The following is a 17237-nucleotide window of genomic DNA, read 5'->3' as shown; positions in this document are numbered from 1 at the left end:
ATGAACCTGCCGAACGTCAACGCAAGGGTCGCCGTGATTGGTGCCGGCACCATGGGCATCGGTATCGCCCAGGTGGCGGCCGGGGCCGGGCATCCGGTGTGGCTGTTTGATATCGATGCCGCCGCCGCCCGGCAGGCACTCGATGCGTTAGGCCAACGCCTGCGCCAAAGGGTCGAGTCCGGCAAGGCCGACGCCGATGCCACCGAGGCCCTGCTGGGCCGTATTCAGCCGGTCGAGTCGCTTGACCAGTTGGCCGACAGCGCACTGGTGATAGAAGCAGTGGCGGAAAAACTGGCGATCAAACAGAGCCTGTTTCGTGAGCTGGAAGCGCTGTGTTCCCCCGCCGCACTGTTCGCCAGCAACACTTCATCGCTGTCGATTACCGCCATCGGCGGTGCACTGCACCATCCGCAGCGCCTGGCCGGTTTGCACTTCTTCAACCCGGCCCCGGTAATGAAGCTGGTCGAGATCGTCAGCGGGTTGGACACCAGCGCCGAAACCGTTGCCGAACTGCAGGCGCTGACCCGGCAATGGGGCAAACAAAGCGTGCTGTGCCGTTCCACGCCCGGCTTTATCGTTAACCGCGTGGCACGATCTTTTTACGCCGAAACCCTGCGCGCGCTCGAAGAACAAGTTGCCGACGCCGCCACGCTGGATGCAGTAATGCGCGACGCAGGCGGCTTCGCCATGGGGCCACTGCAACTGACCGATATGATTGGTCAGGACATCAATTACGCCGTCACTGAATCAGTGTTTCAGGCCTTCTTCCAGGATCCGCGCTTCACGCCGTCTTTGGTGCAGCAGGAACGGGTGGCCGCCGGGCGTCTGGGCCGCAAAAGCGGATGCGGCTTTTATCGCTACGACAAACAAGCGCCGCCTCAAATTGTCGCCGGGTTACCTCCATCCTCAGCGGAATTGCCGCACAGCATTAAGCTGCACGGCGATGCGGCAGGCGTCACTCTGCTGGCCGAGTTACTGGCAGGAAATGCGGAGGCGATCATACAACCCGGCCAGACCAGTGCTTTTGCCCAGATCGATGAAGTTACATTTATGTTAACAAATGGTAAAACAGCCAGCCAGGTCGCCGATGAAACCGGAACCCCCGTGGTGCTGTTTGATCTGTCTGCCCAGTATGCCCAGGCCTCCACCGTCGCCATCAGCTGCGCGGCGCAAAACGATGCCCGACACAACGCCACTGTGGTACGTCTGCTGCAATCCCTTGGCAAAAAAGTGATCCTGTTGCCGGACTACCCGGGCCTGCTGGTGATGCGCACCCTCGCCATGTTGGCGAATGAAGCGCTCGACGTGGTGAACAAGGGCGTCGCCAGCGCCGCCGATACCGACCACGCCATGCGCTGCGGGGTTAACTACCCGCGCGGCCCGCTGGAATGGGGTGCGTCATTAGGCTGGCGACACATCCTGACCACGCTGGAAAATCTGCAACGCTTCTACGGCGAACCCCGCTATCGCCCGATGCCGTTGCTGCGCCACTACGCATCCCTTTCTTCAGGAGCCCAATGATGAATGCCAATACGCCCCACGCGCTGGCGCAACGCTGCGCCGAACAGATGTTTCAGCAGGACACCTGCGCCCAGGCGATGGGCATGCGGGTGGATGCCGTCGACGCCGGGTTCGCAAAAGTCAGCATGACCGTCGGGCCGCAGATGCTCAACGGCCACCAGACCTGCCACGGCGGGCAACTGTTCAGCCTGGCGGACACCGCTTTCGCCTACGCCTGCAACAGCCAGGGGCTGGCGGCGGTAGCGTCCGGCTGCAGCATAGACTTTATCCGCCCGGCGCTGGCAGGCGATCGCCTGACGGCCAGCGCCGAGATGCGCCATCAGGGCAAAACCACCGGTCTGTATGACGTGGAGATTGTCAATCAACTGGGCAAAACCGTCGCCTGGTTCCGCGGCCGCGCACATCGGCTCGGTCACGCCATTTTAGGGGAGCAAGCATGAACCAGGCTTTTATCTGCGACGGCGTCCGCACGCCGATTGGCCGTTACGGCGGCGCCCTGGCCAACGTCCGCGCCGATGACTTGGCCGCACTGCCGCTGCGTGCCCTGTTGGCCCGCCACTCGCAGGTGGACTGGTCGAGGGTTGACGACGTGATCCTCGGCTGCGCCAATCAGGCCGGGGAAGACAACCGCAATTTGGCCCGTATGGCGGCATTGCTGGCGGGCCTGCCGGTTAACGTTTCCGGCACCACACTCAACCGCCTGTGCGGCTCGGGATTGGACGCGCTGGCGACGGCGGCCCGCAGCATCAAGGCCGGTGAAGCCGGTTTGGTATTGGCCGGCGGCGCAGAATCGATGACCCGGGCCCCGTTGGTGATGGGTAAGGCCGACAGCGCCTTCAGCCGTCAGACGCAGCTGTATGACACCACGCTCGGCTGGCGGTTTATCAACCCGCTGATGCAGGCGCAATACGGCACCGAATCCATGCCCGAAACCGCCGAAAACGTAGCGGAAAAATTCAACGTCAGCCGCGCCGATCAGGACGCCTTCGCTCTGCGCAGCCAGCAACGGGCCGCGCGAGCGCAAACGTTGGGGATATTCGCGCAGGAGATCGTGCCGGTCAGCCTCAGCGGCAAGAAAGGCGCGGTCACCCTGTTTGACCAGGACGAACACCCGCGTGCAGATACGCGGCTGGAACAGCTGCAGGCGCTGAAAACCCCGTTCCGCCAACCCGGCACGGTGACCGCCGGCAACGCTTCCGGCCTGAACGACGGCGCAGCGGCGCTGATCGTCGCCTCGGAGGCAATGGCAGTGAGTCAGGGATTAACACCGCGTGCGCGCATCGTCGCGACGGCAACCTGCGGGGTCGAACCCGGTTTAATGGGCATAGGTCCGCTACCGGCCACCCGTAAAGTGCTGGAACTGGCCGGGCTGAGCCTGGCGCAAATGGATGTCATTGAACTGAACGAGGCTTTTGCCGCCCAGGCGCTGGCGGTATTGCGCCAGCTTGGGTTGCCTGACGACGCCCCGCAGGTGAACCCCAACGGCGGCGCGATTGCCCTTGGCCATCCGCTGGGCATGAGCGGCGCGCGTCTGGCGTTAGCTGCCCTGTTCGAACTGGAACGGCGTTCCGGCCGCTACGCGCTTTGCACCATGTGCATCGGCGTCGGCCAGGGCATCGCCATGATTATTGAGCGAGTCTGACCCCCGAGGCTAACCATGACAATGAATCCACAGCCACTCGACGCCATTGAGTTCGCCTCGCGCGATGAGATTGAGGCGCTGCAACTGGAGCGCCTTAAATGGACGCTGCACCACGCCTACAACAATGTGCCGATGTACCGACGCAAGTTCGATCAGGCGGGCGTCCATCCCGGCGATCTCAAACAGCTGAGCGATCTGGCTCGCTTCCCCTATACCACCAAGCAGGATCTGCGCGACAACTACCCGTTCGACACCTTCGCCGTGCCGATGGAACAGGTGGTGCGTATTCATGCCTCGTCAGGGACCACCGGCCGACCGACGGTGGTCGGCTACACCCAGCGGGATATCGATAATTGGGCCGATATCGTCGCGCGCAGCCTGCGTGCCGCCGGCGCTACCGCCAAAGACAAGGTGCACGTGGCATACGGCTATGGCCTGTTCACCGGCGGGCTGGGGGCTCACTACGGCGCGGAGCGACTCGGGGCGACGGTGATCCCGATGTCCGGAGGACAAACCGAAAGGCAGGCGCAGCTGATCCTGGATTTCAAACCCGATGTGATCATGGTGACACCGTCCTACTGCCTGACGCTGATCGACGAGCTGGAGCGCAAAATGGGCGGCGACGCCCGTGGCTGCTCGCTGCGCCTCGGCGTCTTTGGTGCCGAACCCTGGACCGAAGCGCTGCGGCATGAAATTGAAAGCCGCATGGGCATCAAGGCGCTGGATATTTACGGCCTGTCCGAAGTGATGGGGCCGGGCGTGGCGATGGAATGCGCCGAAAGCGGCGGCGGCCCGACCATCTGGGAAGACCATTTCCTGCCGGAAATCATCTGTCCGGAAACCGGCGTGACGCTGCAGGACGGCCAACACGGCGAGCTGGTGTTTACCACGCTGACCAAAGAAGCGCTGCCGGTGATCCGCTACCGTACCCGCGACCTCACTCGCCTGCTGCCGGGCGACGCACGCCAGATGCGTCGCATGGGGAAAATTACCGGCCGTTCCGACGACATGCTGATCATCCGCGGCGTCAACGTGTTCCCGTCGCAGGTGGAAGAGCAAATCATGCAGTTCGAACAGCTGTCGCCACACTATCAGCTGCAGGTCAGCCGCAGCGGGCACCTGGATACCCTGGCGGTGCGCGTTGAATTGAAGGAAGCGGCGCTCAGCCTCAACCACCAGCAACGCTGTGAGATTTGCCACCAGTTACGCCACCATATCAAGTCGATTATCGGCGTCAGCACCGATGTCAGCATCGCCAACTGCGGCGATATCCCGCGTTCAGAAGGCAAGGCCCAGCGCGTGGTCGATCTGCGGCCTCGCTGATTGCCCCGGCGTCACGGATGACGCCCGAATGATTTGTGGTAATGTTGTGCTTCACCGTCGGCTAACCCATGGAAAAATATGGAACATAAACTGGATGAGTTTATCCGCCATGCTATAGAGGCTCAGCCGATCAGCGGCACCTCGCTGATTATCTCCCTCTACGGCGATGCGCTGAGCCACCGGGGCGGCGAAGTCTGGCTTGGCAGCCTGAGCGCGCTGCTGGAGGCCCTGGGTTTTGGTGACCGCTTCGTGCGTACCTCGGTATTTCGCCTGCAGAAAGAGGGCTGGCTGGAGGTTGAAAAAATCGGCCGTCGCAGCTTCTATCGGGTGACCGATCAGGGTATGCGTCAGTTCCGCCATGCCGAGTCGAAAATCTATCTCAGCGAACCGCCCGCCTGGGACGGGAAATGGGATTTGCTGTTGCTGGAAAGCGCGGAAAAGGAGGAGCGGGCACGGTTGAAAAAAGAGCTGGGTTGGCTGGGCTTCGGCCAAATAGCCAGCAATCTGATGGCGGCCCCCACCCACGCGCAAACCGACGTCACCGCCCTGCTCGGCGAACTTAACGCCAGCGAACAGGTGATCTACTTCCGCGCCGACTATCCCTATAATCGCTCGGAGAAAACCCTGCAACAGCTGGTGGCCAACTGCTGGGCGCTGGCTGACGTCGCTGCCGATTATCACGAATTTATCGTCTCTTTCCGCCCCCTGATGGCGCTGCTGCGCGAAGCCGATGAAGCGCTGCTGACGCCCCAGCGCTGTTTCCAGATTAAGCTATTATTGATCCACTTCTTCCGGCGCGTGGTGCTCAAAGATCCTCTGCTGCCGGACGCCCTGCTGCCGGCGCAGTGGGAAGGACAGATTGCCCGTAACCTGTGCATCAATATTTATCAGCGGGTAGACCGCGCAGCGACCGAGTATGTCAGCGCCATGGCCGAGACCACTATCGGCGCTCTGCCTGCCCCGGCAGCCGGCTATTATCGGCGCTTCGGCGGCCTGCCGCGCGACCCTACAGTATAAGGAAACTTTGCTATGCCCGTGTATCAGATTGACGGCCTGACGCCAGTGATCGATCCCAGCAGTTACGTACACCCTACCGCCGTACTGATTGGCGATGTGATCGTCGGCAAACGGGTTTATATCGGCCCCAACGCCAGCCTGCGCGGTGACTTTGGCCGGCTGGTGATTAGCGATGGTGCCAATATTCAGGACAACTGCGTGATGCACGGTTTTCCGCAGCAGGACACCGTGGTGGAGCAGGACGGGCACATCGGCCACGGCGCCATCTTGCACGGTTGCCGCATCCGCCGTAACGCCATGGTCGGCATGAACGCGGTGATCATGGACGGTGCAGAGATCGGCGAAAACACCATCGTCGGTGCCATGGCATTCGTCAAGGCCGCCGCGGTGATCGAGGCCAATAAGCTGGTGGTCGGCAGCCCGGCGCGGGTATTGCGTGACCTGACCGAACAGGAGTTGGCGTGGAAAGTCGCCGGTACGCGCGAATACCACGATCTGGTTGAACGCTGTAAATCCTCGCTGCAGGAGGTTGCGCCACTGACCGCCATTGAACCGGGCCGTCAACGCCTGAGCTTTGGCGACCACCTGATCCCGAAAAGCCAGCTTTAATCCTGTCGAAAACCGCTATTCAGACCAAAAGTGGTTTACAGTAAACACCCTGTTAACCCACTTTTATCTGGACCGGAATAGATGCCCAGAACGGCCAAAACGGTTGAAGTCCCCGCTATCGGCGAGCTTGATCGCCATGCGGGGCAGCTTAGCCTGCAACTTGCCCAGGCGCTGCGCGCTGCCATAGGCAAAGGCGAACTTAAACCGGGCGATCTGCTGCCCTCAACCCGCGTACTGGCGGGCGCATTACAGCTTGCCAGAGGAACGGTGCTGGCCGCCTTCGAGCAACTGACGGCGGAAGGATTTCTCGAAGCGCAGCCCGGTTCGGGCACTCGGGTGGCGTTGTCGCTCACCCGCCCGGCCCCCGCGCCGGTCAAACACCCGGACGCCGGCGACATGCCGCTTTCCGATCAGGCGCTGGCCCTGGAGCACTTTGCCGCCCAGTTGCGCCCTCTGCCACCGGTCCCCTTCACCGTCTCGGTACCGATCAACGATACCGCGCCCGACGACGTTTGGCGCAGGCTCGGCAACCGTATCCGCGCCAGAGGCCCCGGCGCCCCCGCCGGTTATGGCGAACCGCAGGGCGCATTGCCGCTGCGTGAGGCGATATGCGAATACGTTCGCAAGTCCCGTTCGGTGCACTGCACGCCGGAACAGGTGATCATCACCTCCGGCACACAGCAGGGGCTCTATCTCGCCACGCAGATTCTGCTGGATGCCGGTGAGACCGCCTGGGTTGAAGATCCCGCTTATCATGGCATTACCGCCATTTTTAACACCGTCTTCAGAGACCGGAAAATGGCCAGAGTGCCGGTGGACAGCGAAGGCATAGCGGTCGCCGCAGGCAGGAAAATCGCGCCACAGGCCAGAGCCGCCTTTGTCACTCCCTCGCATCAGTACCCCTTGTGTATGCCCATGAGCATGTCGCGCCGGCTTGAGCTGCTGGCATGGGCCAAAGCGCAGCAGGCCTGGATCGTCGAAGACGATTACGACAGTGAAATGCGTTATTCCGGCCACCCGTTTCCTTCGTTGCAGGGGTTGGATCCGACCAGAGTTATCTACCTGGGAACCTTCAGCAAGGTGCTGTTCCCTTCGCTGCGCCTGGGCTACGCCATCGTTCCTCAGCCCCTGGTGAATGCCTTCTGCGGTGCGCGAGTGCTGATGGATCGCCATCCCCCCAGTGCCGATCAATACGTTCTGGCCAGTTTTATGGCGCAGGGGCATCTGGATCGCCACATTCGTAAAATGCGCGGCGTGTATGCGGAAAAAAGGCGAGTGCTGACCGACGCCATCAACGCGCAGGTTTCTGCCGAGCTGGCCACTCTGCACCCCAGCGATCAGGGCATGCATATGCTGCTGTGGTTAAAAGCGGATTTGGACGATCGGCAGGTTGCCCGCAAAGCCGCCGAGGCCGGGATAGCCGTCGGTGCACTTTCGCCGATGTATAGCCCCGGCAGCGGGAAAAACGGATTGATACTCGGGCTGGGGGGCTACACGGAACAGCAGATCCACCAGGCGGCCCAAAAGCTGAACCGGGTGCTGGCGACCTTGGCTACGGGGTAAGGCAGGCCTTACCCCGTCTTATTACTTACCGCGAAAAACGCTTGGCGCCGTATACGCAAACCAATACGCCGACCATTACCGCTATCATTGAAGGTTGAATGCTTTCATGCAGCACCAGCCCGGCCAGCGCCAGACCAAAAAACGGCTGCAGCAATTGCAGCTGTCCCACGGCGGCGATGCCCCCCTGCGCCAAACCGCGATACCAAAAGATAAAGCCAATCCACATGCTGAACAGCGAAATGTAGCCCAGAGAACACCAGGCGCCGACGCTGACCTGTGGCCAGGCTGGCGGGGCCGTCACCACGGCCGCCGCTGCCGTCAACGGCAAAGCCACCACCAGCGCCCAGGAGATCACCTGCCAGCCGCCAAGCTTGCGCGTCAGCACGGCGCCTTCCGCATAGCCCAGGCCACAAAGCAGCACCGCGGCCACCATCAGCAGATCGCCAAGCCAGGAGCCAGTCGCCCCCTGGCTTAACGCAAAAGCGCCAACCAGCAGGCTCCCCAACACCGAAAACAGCCAGAAAGCGGCTTTGGGCCGCTCACCACCCCGCAGTACACCGAAGCAGGCGGTAGCCAGCGGCAACAGCCCGATATACACCAGCGCATGCGCCGAGGTGGTGTGCTGCAAGGCTAGCGCCGTGAGCAAAGGAAAACCGATCACCACCCCGAGCGCGGTGAGTGCCAACGGCGCCAGGTCGCGGCGCTGCGGCCAACGCTGGCGCATCAGCGTCAATGCACTCAGAGCCAGCAAGGCCGCTAGCACCGCGCGCATCGCGGTGAGAAACATGGGATCAAACTCTTGCACCGCCACGCGAGTGGCAGGCAAAGAACCGCTGAAAATCAACATGCCCAGAAAGCCGTTGATCCATCCCTGCGCCGAATGCCTGGCCACCGGCATACTGTTGCTACAGCCAATAAGGCGCCGTTTTTCTGTCCCACTGCTCATTGCAAACCACTCCATAACCCCAGAAAAGGCTTATTCTCCGGATAAAGTGGTTTATCACCAGAGCCACATATTCACATTTTCAGTGAACCGGTTTACTCCACGCTCGGTGTTTCCATTACCGCGGGTACGGGCTGATGACGGCTGTAGAAGAAGTAGATAGCCACCAACAGCAGGGTAAACGGAATGCCAAACCACAGCGTCATCCTGAAAAATTCGGTGAACGCCGTCGAGATCAGCAACGCGGCCATCAAACCGGCACCGGCCAGCGTGGTGTAAGGAAAGCCCCACATGCGAAATTTAAGGTGGGTTTGCCGGTGCTGACGGCGGAAAAACAGGTGCGTGACAAAAATCATCAGCCAGGTAAAGCAGGCACCGTACACCGAAATAGACATCATGGCGGCAAAGGATTTTTGCGGGTAGACCAGACTCAACACGATCGACACCACGATGCCGATGCAGGACATCGCCAGCGCGCTTACCGGGATGCCGCGTTTACTGACCCGGCCCAGCGCAGCCGGAGCTTGCCCAGCGCGTGACAGCGAGAACATCATGCGGGTGGTGATATACAGTTGGCTGTTCATCGCCGACAACGCGGCCACCAGAACGATAAAGTTGAAGATACCGGCGGCGGCAGGCAGGTGGATGACGTTCATCGCCACCAGGAACGGACTTTCGCCGGTACCGGACTGCCGCCAGGGAACGATCGCCAGCATCAGCGCAATCGACAGCATGTAGAAAATGAACAGTCGTAAAATGGTGCCCTTGAACGCGGTTTTTACCGCAATCACCGGGTTCTTGGCCTCACCGGCGGCGACGGCGATCATCTCAATGCTCAGGTAGCTGAAAATCGACACGATCACCGCAAACCACATGCCTTTCACGCCAAACGGGAAGAAGCCACCGTTGGCAGTAAAGTTTTGCAGACCAAAGGCCGGGTTGGCAGAAAACATCAGAATACCGATGCCGATGGCGATAAAGGCGGCAATGGCCACCACCTTGATGGTCGACAGCGCATATTCCACCTGACCGAACGATTTAACGCCAATCACGTTAATCAGGATCACCGCCGCAGAGAACAACAGCACCCAGGGCCAGATTGGCGTGGTCGGGAACCAGAACTGCATATACATGCCGATGGCTGTCACCTCGGTCCCCACCGCCAATACCACGCAGGACCAGTAAGAATAACGCACCAGAAAACCAAACAGCGGGCTGATGTAAAATTCGGCATAGTCGCCAAACGAGCCCGGCGTCGGGTGTTCTGAAGTCATTTCCGCCAGGCATCCCATCAGTAATAACGCCACGATGCCGCCGATAAAATAGCTCAGCAATACGCTGGGCCCGGCCATCTGAATGGCATAGGCGCTGCCGAGAAACAGCCCGGTACCGATAGCGCCGCCGATCGCCAACATCGACATCTGCCCGGCGGTGAGCTGTTTCTGCAACCCGCCTTGCCGCCGGGCGATTTCGTCAAAACCTTTTATCTGTCTCATAGCAGTCTCCTACCTTTTCATGCAGTGCGGGTGACGTCCAGAATGGCGGCAGTAACGTAGTCGACATTGTTTTGGTTCAGGCCCGGCAGGCACATGCGGCCAGGCGCCACAAGATAGATGGCGTAATGTTGCCGCAGTCGTTCAAGCTGCTGGGGGTTCAGGCCGGTGTAGCTGAACATCCCTTTTTGGTCACGGATGCGACGGTAGTCCAGGTGCGATCCCCCCTGCTCCAAGCCGGCGGAAAGAATTTGGCGCATCTGTTGAATGCGTTGACGCATGCCTGCCAGTTCGCTCTCCCACTGTTGACGCAAATCGGGGTCCGTCAGCAGGGTTTCCACAATCTGGCTGCCATGGGTCGGCGGGCAGGAGTAACTGCGGCGGATCAGCGTTTTTAATGCGCCTTTGACGTTCTCCGCACTCTCTGGGCCGGCGCAACGAACCGAAAGCCCACCCAGCCGTTGACCATAGAGGGCGACATTTTTCGAAAATGAGTTGGCGACCATAAATTCCAGATCCGTTTTCAGCGCCTCACGCAGGGCAAAGCAGTCTTCATCCAGCCCCTCGCCAAACCCTTGGTAGGCAATATCGAACAACGGCAACAGGCGGCGGCGCTGCAGCACTTCGAGGGTAGCACGCCACTGTGCCTGGCTGAGATCGGTGCCGGTCGGGTTATGGCAGCAGGGGTGCAGCAGCACCACGCTGCCTTCCGGCAGACTGCCTAACGTATCCAGCATCGCGTCAAAGCGCAGCCCGCCGTTGGCCTCATCGAAGTACGGATAGGTGTGCACCGTCAGCCCGGCCCCCTCAAAGATGGCCCAGTGATTGGCCCAGGTGGGATCAGAGACCCAGATGTCACGGCGCGACAGAAAGTGATGAATAAAATCCGCCGCCAGCTTCAGTGCACCGGAGCCGCCGACGGTTTGTACCGTAGCTATCGACGCTGTTGCCGCCTCGCCAAACAACAATGCCTGCACCTGTTGGGCAAACAGCGCTGAACCTTCGATTGGCGGATAGCCGTGTGGGCTGCGCCGCTCAAGCAGGCGCCGCTCCGCCGCCTCCACCGCCTGCATCAGCGGGATCCTGCCCTGCCGATCGTAATAAAGGCCAATGCCCAGATTCACTTTCTGGCTATTTCCATCCTGTAAATAAGCTTCCATCAACGACATAATAGGATCGGCCGGCGAACGGCCAATGTGATTAAACATAGCGATTCCTTTATTCATTATTGAATGAATGAGCAGGTGGGAATTAAGTAATAGATAAATCAGACGGTGGCGCTAACGGTTATTTCTATTTTCATGCCGGGCACCACCAGTTTATCGACTATCACCGTTGAACGATTGGGGTAAGGGAAGTTAAAGTATTTTTTGTAAATTTCATCGAGTAATTTAACGTCATTGACATCGGTCAGATAAATAATGACCTGTAATACCTTATCGCTGTGGCTATTTGCCGCTTTCAGGGTTTGAGCCAAATTATCGAATGTCAGGGCGATCTGCTTTTCCGGCGCGCCGGTTTCAATACTGCCGTCGGCTCTGACCGGGCCATGGGCGGTGAACAACATGCCGCCGCCCTGAGTGGCCCAGGAGAAAGGTTGACCGATTTCCGGCAGGCCGGTGTCAATGATGGTGCGCATGGTTTATTTCCCCGTAGTGGTTAGCAGGTGAGTCAGGGCGCCATCCCAGGCGAACAAGGCATCCAGCACGTTATAATGGTTGGCGCCGGTGACGGCGACCAGGCTGACAGGCTGGCCTTTTTCCTTCAGCGCAGCGTAATAGTGCCTTGACTGACCAATCAATTCCGGCAGCTCATTGGCACCGTAAAACAGCGTCATCGGCTTGATACGCTGCGGAATATGCCGCACCGGACTCAGTTGGCTAATTTGTTGCTTGGTCAACTGCAGTCGTCGGTTAACGTAGCTGTTTAATAGCGGCTCCAGTTCGAAAATGCCGCTGATCGGTAAGGTCGCGTCGACCACCGGGTGATGCTGCCAGACGCTGGCCAGATGCCCGCCGGCAGAGTGTCCGCACAGATACACTGGCGCCGGCTGACAGACGGAAAGCCGTTGTTGAATGGCGTCCAGCGCCGCACCGGTTTGCCGGCAAATATCGTCAAGCCGGGCCTCGGGCGCCAACGTATATTCCACCAGCACGACGTCAAAACCTAACGACAACGGCACCTGCGCAATAAAAGCAAAATCATCCTTACGACAAAACTGCCAATAGCCACCATGAATAAATATTAAGGTCCCTTTACCCGGCTTGTCGGAATATAACCAGTCAAAAACTTCTCGCGGTGAATTTCCATAGGCAATATTGCACTCATTGCGAGTTTTTTGATAAACCGCCTGACTGCGGATTTGAAATGAGTTGAGGATCTCATCTTCATTATCCACCGTGCTACCGTTGTCGTAACTTCCCGCAACAAGTTTCATATATTAAACTTCGTTTATTATTTAAGATATGCGTTAACTATTAGCAGTCGTCAAAATATTGTCAAGAGAGGCGTTACAGCAATGCGCGCCCGGTAATATAAATCTTTTTTCGCGCCAAATAAGTTTAACCAGTGAAACTTATTTGGCGCCAATACCTATTTTTATCGCGCCTGAATTTGCGCTAATTGGCTTAATTCCTGCCAGGCATAATCCCAGAAGGTGCGTACCTTGAGCGGCATGCGCTGCATGTTTTGCGCCACCAACTGCACCGGCATCGGCAAAGGTTCAAACGCCGGTAACAGGCGTACCAACGTCCCCGCGGCCAAATCGTCTGCCACCTGATACGACAATAGCCGGGCGATGCCCTTGCCCGCTCGCACCGCCAGTAACTGCGTTTCGACGTCATTGAGCAACAAACGTGGCGTTAGCCTCACCCGCTCGCCATTCTCCTGCGGGCCAAAGCGCCATTCGCGCAGCGATGCCCGCTGGGTACCCACGATGGTGTCATGCTCAGCCAGTTGCGCCGGCTCCTGCGGTTCGCCGCGCCGCGCCAGATAGTCCGGGCTGGCGACGGTCACCCGGGACACCTGCCCCAACCGACGCGCCACCCGCGAAGAATCCTGCAAATGACCAATGCGCACCGCGACGTCCAGCCCCTCGTCAATCAAGTCCAGGTTGCGATCGTTGAGGACCATTTCAATCTGCATCTGCGGATACCGGTCAAGAAACGCCATCACCACCGGTGCCACATGCTTACGCCCGAACTGCACCGGCGAGGTAATACGCAATAATCCGGTGAGCTGAGTGTCCGCCGTGTCCAGCACCGCGGCCTGATAGTCAGTAAGCAGCAAGTGCGCACGCTCCGCCAACCGCAACCCTGCCTCTGTCGGCGCTAACCTTCGGGTGGTGCGTTCGACCAAGCGGGCACCAAAGCGCTGTTCCAGCGAAGCGATAGCCCGGGTGACGGCAGGTGCGGAGCGTCGCAGCTTGCGCCCCGCCGCCGCCAGACTGCCGTGTTGGACTACCGCCACAAAAATAGCCAATTCGTCCAGGCGATCCATAGACTGTTCCAAAAAGTGAAATTATCAATTTCTACATTGCCGGATTCCACTCGCTGACTGCAAGAGTATGCTGGTAAAAATTCTTCAGGAGTCTGACCATGCACAAGCTCAAACTGTACGGCACCCCGCTTTCCGGCCACGTCCACCGCGTGGCATTACTGCTAAGCATGCTGGAGCTGCCCTACGAATTTATTGAATCCCCGGCAGAGGTTCGCCAAAGCGAAGCGTTTCGCCGCCTGAACCCTCTCGGCCAGATCCCGGTACTGGTGGACGGCGATTTAACGCTGGCCGACAGCAATGCCATTCTGGTTTATCTGGCGAAAAACTACGCGCCGGGCAGCCACTGGCTGCCGGAGACGCCACTGGCGGCGGCGCAAGTGCAGGCGTGGTTGTCCAAAGCAGCCGGAGAAGTACGCTACGGTCCGGCGTCCTGCCGCCTGATCGCCCAATTTTCCGCACCGGAGGACGACAGGGTTGCGTTGGCGATTAGCACGCGTTTCTTGCCGCAGATGGAGCAGCATCTGAGCGACCGTGATTACCTGGCGACAGAGCAGCCCACCATCGCCGATCTGGCCTGCTTCAGCTATGTGGCGGTGGCACCGGAGGGCGGTATCTCCCTGGCGCCCTATCCGGCCATCCGGCGCTGGGTGGCGCGCATCGCCGCACTGCCCGGTTTCTTAGCGATGCCCGCATTGCCGCACCCTGTGCAAAGGTAAATCCTATGACCCAGCCGATGTTTCACCCTGACGAACTGCGCGCCCAGGCATTGGCCGGTTTTGACCGCGTCGGCGGCAACATTTACACCAGCATGCCCGAGCAGCACCGCGAATTTTTCGCCGCGCTGCCTTACCTGTTCGTCGCCACCCTGGACGAGCAGGGCTGGCCGGTGGCCACGCTGTTCAACGGCCCCCCTGGATTTTTACGCACGCCGGACAGCAACCACCTGCGCATCAACGCCCCGCGTCGCCAGGACGACCCGGCGCAGGCAGCCTTGCAAACCGGGAGTCTGGTGGGAGCGTTAGGGCTGGACTTCAGCAACCGCCGACGCAACCGAGCCAACGGGCACATTACGCGGACCGATAAAAACCGCCTGGAAATTGCCGTCAGTCAGAGCTTCGGCAATTGTCCGCAGTATATCCAGCAACGCGAGCTGTATCCGGTAGCCACCCATCCCGCGCCGATTGAGCATCTCGCGACGCTGGACGCGGCGGCCCAGGCATTGATTCGCCAGGCGGATACCTGCTTCGTCGCCAGCTGCGCCCACAGCTCACTGGAACAAGGTGGCGTGGATATCTCACACCGGGGTGGCAAACCGGGATTTATCCATCTTCAGGATCGCAGCCTGTGGATACCGGATTTTCGCGGCAACCGCTATATGAACACGCTGGGGAACTTGCTGGCGGAACCCAGGGCTGCGCTGCTGTTTATCGATTTTGAGCGCGGTGATGTTCTGCACTTGCAGGGAGAAACGCAGATCCTCTGGCAGGCGCAAATCGGCCAGGGAGTCACGGGGGCGGAACGTTATTGGCGCTTCGATATCCGCAGCGCGTGGCGTTTTTCACAGGCCCTGCCGTGGCGCGGGCGCAATCTGACGTATTCGCCGGCCACGCTGAGCACCGGCGTGTGGTCACAGCCGGCATAAAAAACCCCGCAGAGGCGGGGTTAGGTAAATTTATACGCTGTGTTCCGCCGCCGCGGCGGCCTGATAAAGCTGGCGGAAATAACTCAGGCGTTCAAAGAACAAGCGGCTTTGCGCTTCGGACATATTGCCCGCCACCTTGCCGGCGTCGATCTCACGCCCCTGCCACTCCATCAGCGCAATGCTGGAAGCCAAAAAATCCATGTTGCTGCTGTAGGCCGCAAGGTGCCGACTCACTGAAGTCATCATGCTGCACACTCCTTTCAGGGTCTTAGGGTCATTTCAAAAAGGGTCATATGCCTGCTGATTTCAGTATCGGCCTGAGCGCGGGCATTTTTTGTACAGAAGGTGCGAATGGCGATAAATTGATCGGTTGCCAAGGATCGGGCAAATGAAGGCGGAAAAATTTGCTAGGGTAAAGGGTAGCCGTTTGGGGTAGGTCAACCCGTGTTGAATTCTGAAAAAGGAAGATAACCGATGAGCACTAACTTCTCCGCCCGCCTGAAAGATCCCACGCTGTTCCGCGAAGCCAACTACATCGATGGACAGTGGTTGGCGGCCAAAGGCGACCAAACTATCAAGATCCACAACCCCGCCACCGGCGAGCTGGTCGGTCAGGTGCCGGCCTTGGGTGCCAAAGAAACCGCGCAGGCGATCGCCGCCGCCAAAAAAGCCCAGCCTGGTTGGCGCGCGCTGACGGCCAAAGAGCGTGCCGGCAAGCTGCGCAAACTGTTCGAACTGATGATGGAAAACCAGGAGGATCTGGCCATTATCATGACCGCCGAGCAAGGCAAGCCGTTGGCAGAAAGCCGGGGCGAAATTGCCTACGCCGCCTCCTTCATCGAGTGGTTCGCCGAAGAAGGCAAGCGGGTTTACGGCGACACCATCCCGCAGAATCTGTCCGGTCGCCGCATTATCGTCCAGAAAGAGCCGATTGGCGTTTTCGCCGCCATTACGCCGTGGAATTTCCCGGCGGCAATGATCACCCGCAAGGCCGGTCCCGGCTGGGCGGCGGGCTGTACCGGGGTGATCCGTCCCGCCAGTCAGACCCCCTTCTCGGCGTTGGCGCTCGCCGTGCTGGCCGAACGTGCAGGTTTACCGGCCGGCGTGTGCAATGTGATCACCGGCCCAAGCCAGGCTATCGGTGGCGAACTGACCGCCAACCCGGACGTACGCAAACTCTCCTTTACCGGCAGCACCGAAGTGGGTGCGCAACTGCTGGCGCAGTGTGCCCCGACCATCAAAAAAACCAGTATGGAACTGGGCGGCAATGCGCCGTTTATCGTGTTTGACGATGCCGATCTGGACGCCGCCGTCGCCGGTGCCGTCGCGTCCAAATATCGCAACGCCGGCCAGACCTGCGTTTGCACCAACCGCTTCCTGGTACAGGACGGCATTTACGACGCCTTTGCCGAAAAGCTGAAGGTGGCAGTGGCCAAGCTGAAAGTCGGTAATGGCATGGATGATGGTGTCACCATCGGCCCGTTGATTAATTCGGCCGCCGTGGAAAAAGTCAGCGAGCATATCGCCGACGCGGTGCAGCACGGCGCCTCGATACTGCTGGGCGGCAAGCCCCATGAGCTGGGCAATAACTTCTTTACGCCGACCATTCTGACCAACGTGCCGCGGCAGGCCAAAATCTTCCATGAAGAAACCTTTGGCCCGGTAGCGCCGCTGATCCGCTTCGACAGCGAAGCCGAAGCCATTGAGTTGGCCAACGATACTCCTTTCGGTCTGGCTTCTTATTTCTACAGTCGCGACATTGGCCGGGTAATGCGGGTTGCCGAAGCGCTGGAATACGGCATCGTAGGCATCAATGAAGGGCTGATTTCCACCGAAGTGGCCCCCTTCGGCGGGGTTAAAAACTCCGGACTGGGGCGTGAAGGATCGAAGTACGGTATCGAAGATTATCTCGAGATAAAGTATCTGTGCCTGGGCGGATTAGGGATCTAGCCCCCGACGCTTTTATGCGGCCCGCTCACGCGGGCC

The 17237-nt window shown here is 59.6% G+C and carries 17 protein-coding genes; 10 read left to right on the top strand and 7 right to left on the bottom strand.

Annotation, left to right across the window (positions count from 1 at the left end):
* From ACMGG1_RS08440 to ACMGG1_RS08410, 7 genes are all read left to right on the top strand, one after another.
* Positions 1-1521 (top strand): 3-hydroxyacyl-CoA dehydrogenase, encoded by a 1521-nt coding sequence (locus ACMGG1_RS08440; RefSeq protein WP_414161287.1) that lies wholly within the window; start codon positions 1-3, stop codon positions 1519-1521.
* Entirely contained in the window at positions 1521-1961 is a 441-nt protein-coding gene (paaI, locus tag ACMGG1_RS08435; protein ID WP_129940991.1) for a hydroxyphenylacetyl-CoA thioesterase PaaI, read from the top strand. The genes ACMGG1_RS08440 and paaI overlap by 1 nt, the downstream gene beginning before the upstream one ends.
* Complete coding sequence (gene pcaF / locus ACMGG1_RS08430; protein WP_142814950.1) at positions 1958-3163, top strand: 3-oxoadipyl-CoA thiolase; 1206 nt, start codon at positions 1958-1960, stop codon at positions 3161-3163. Before paaI ends, pcaF begins: the two co-directional genes overlap by 4 nt.
* Positions 3164-3178: 15 nt before the next feature.
* On the top strand, positions 3179-4486 hold the full coding sequence (paaK, locus tag ACMGG1_RS08425; RefSeq protein WP_414161286.1) for a phenylacetate--CoA ligase PaaK: 1308 nt from the start codon (positions 3179-3181) through the stop codon (positions 4484-4486).
* A gap of 78 nt (positions 4487-4564) precedes the next feature.
* Positions 4565-5503, top strand: a complete 939-nt coding sequence (gene paaX / locus ACMGG1_RS08420) for a phenylacetic acid degradation operon negative regulatory protein PaaX (protein WP_020827606.1) — start codon at positions 4565-4567, stop codon at positions 5501-5503.
* Positions 5504-5515: 12 nt separating this feature from the next.
* On the top strand, positions 5516-6112 hold the full coding sequence (paaY, locus tag ACMGG1_RS08415; protein WP_020827607.1) for a phenylacetic acid degradation protein PaaY: 597 nt from the start codon (positions 5516-5518) through the stop codon (positions 6110-6112).
* An 81-nt stretch (positions 6113-6193) separates the two neighbouring features.
* Complete coding sequence (locus ACMGG1_RS08410) at positions 6194-7675, top strand: PLP-dependent aminotransferase family protein (protein WP_217331394.1); 1482 nt, start codon at positions 6194-6196, stop codon at positions 7673-7675.
* Between the two features lie 25 nt (positions 7676-7700).
* Here the strand turns inward: ACMGG1_RS08410 and ACMGG1_RS08405 are convergent, their stop codons facing one another.
* The 6 genes from ACMGG1_RS08405 to ACMGG1_RS08380 all read right to left on the bottom strand — a co-directional run bounded on the left by ACMGG1_RS08405 (position 7701) and on the right by ACMGG1_RS08380 (position 13609).
* Entirely contained in the window at positions 7701-8573 is an 873-nt protein-coding gene (locus ACMGG1_RS08405) for a DMT family transporter (protein ID WP_046375019.1), read from the bottom strand.
* 140 nt (positions 8574-8713) lie between these two features.
* The gene (locus tag ACMGG1_RS08400; RefSeq protein WP_048760395.1) at positions 8714-10114 is read right to left on the bottom strand and encodes an amino acid permease; all 1401 of its coding nucleotides are present in this window, start codon (positions 10112-10114) and stop codon (positions 8714-8716) included.
* A gap of 17 nt (positions 10115-10131) precedes the next feature.
* Complete coding sequence (locus ACMGG1_RS08395) at positions 10132-11319, bottom strand: aromatic amino acid transaminase (protein WP_414161285.1); 1188 nt, start codon at positions 11317-11319, stop codon at positions 10132-10134.
* Positions 11320-11378: 59 nt separating this feature from the next.
* On the bottom strand, positions 11379-11750 hold the full coding sequence (locus ACMGG1_RS08390; RefSeq protein WP_020827612.1) for a RidA family protein: 372 nt from the start codon (positions 11748-11750) through the stop codon (positions 11379-11381).
* Between the two features lie 3 nt (positions 11751-11753).
* Complete coding sequence (locus ACMGG1_RS08385) at positions 11754-12548, bottom strand: alpha/beta hydrolase (RefSeq protein ID WP_201896251.1); 795 nt, start codon at positions 12546-12548, stop codon at positions 11754-11756.
* 161 nt (positions 12549-12709) lie between these two features.
* Entirely contained in the window at positions 12710-13609 is a 900-nt protein-coding gene (locus ACMGG1_RS08380) for a LysR family transcriptional regulator (protein WP_046373196.1), read from the bottom strand.
* A gap of 98 nt (positions 13610-13707) precedes the next feature.
* On the opposite strand from ACMGG1_RS08380, the gene ACMGG1_RS08375 reads away from it, so the two are divergent.
* Positions 13708-14325 (top strand): glutathione S-transferase family protein, encoded by a 618-nt coding sequence (locus ACMGG1_RS08375; RefSeq protein WP_414161284.1) that lies wholly within the window; start codon positions 13708-13710, stop codon positions 14323-14325.
* A 5-nt stretch (positions 14326-14330) separates the two neighbouring features.
* Positions 14331-15251 carry a pyridoxamine 5'-phosphate oxidase family protein gene (locus ACMGG1_RS08370; RefSeq protein ID WP_409324899.1) on the top strand — a complete coding sequence of 307 codons (921 nt, stop codon included), beginning with the start codon at positions 14331-14333 and terminating at the stop codon, positions 15249-15251.
* A gap of 30 nt (positions 15252-15281) precedes the next feature.
* Here ACMGG1_RS08370 and ACMGG1_RS08365 read toward each other — a convergent pair whose 3' ends face one another.
* Positions 15282-15497: a glycogen synthesis protein gene (locus ACMGG1_RS08365; protein ID WP_128865337.1), complete on the bottom strand. Its 216-nt coding sequence runs from the start codon at positions 15495-15497 to the stop codon at positions 15282-15284.
* 228 nt (positions 15498-15725) lie between these two features.
* On the opposite strand from ACMGG1_RS08365, the gene gabD reads away from it, so the two are divergent.
* A complete protein-coding gene (gene gabD, locus ACMGG1_RS08360; RefSeq protein ID WP_142814943.1) occupies positions 15726-17201 on the top strand; it encodes an NADP-dependent succinate-semialdehyde dehydrogenase in 1476 nt (491 codons plus the stop codon).
* The last annotated feature ends 36 nt before the right edge of the window (positions 17202-17237 follow it).

Origin of the sequence: Serratia sp. BNK-12, assembly GCF_047456085.1 — a bacterium.
Taxonomy (GTDB): domain Bacteria; phylum Pseudomonadota; class Gammaproteobacteria; order Enterobacterales; family Enterobacteriaceae; genus Serratia; species Serratia liquefaciens.
This window is presented reverse-complemented; position numbering and strand designations above follow the sequence as displayed.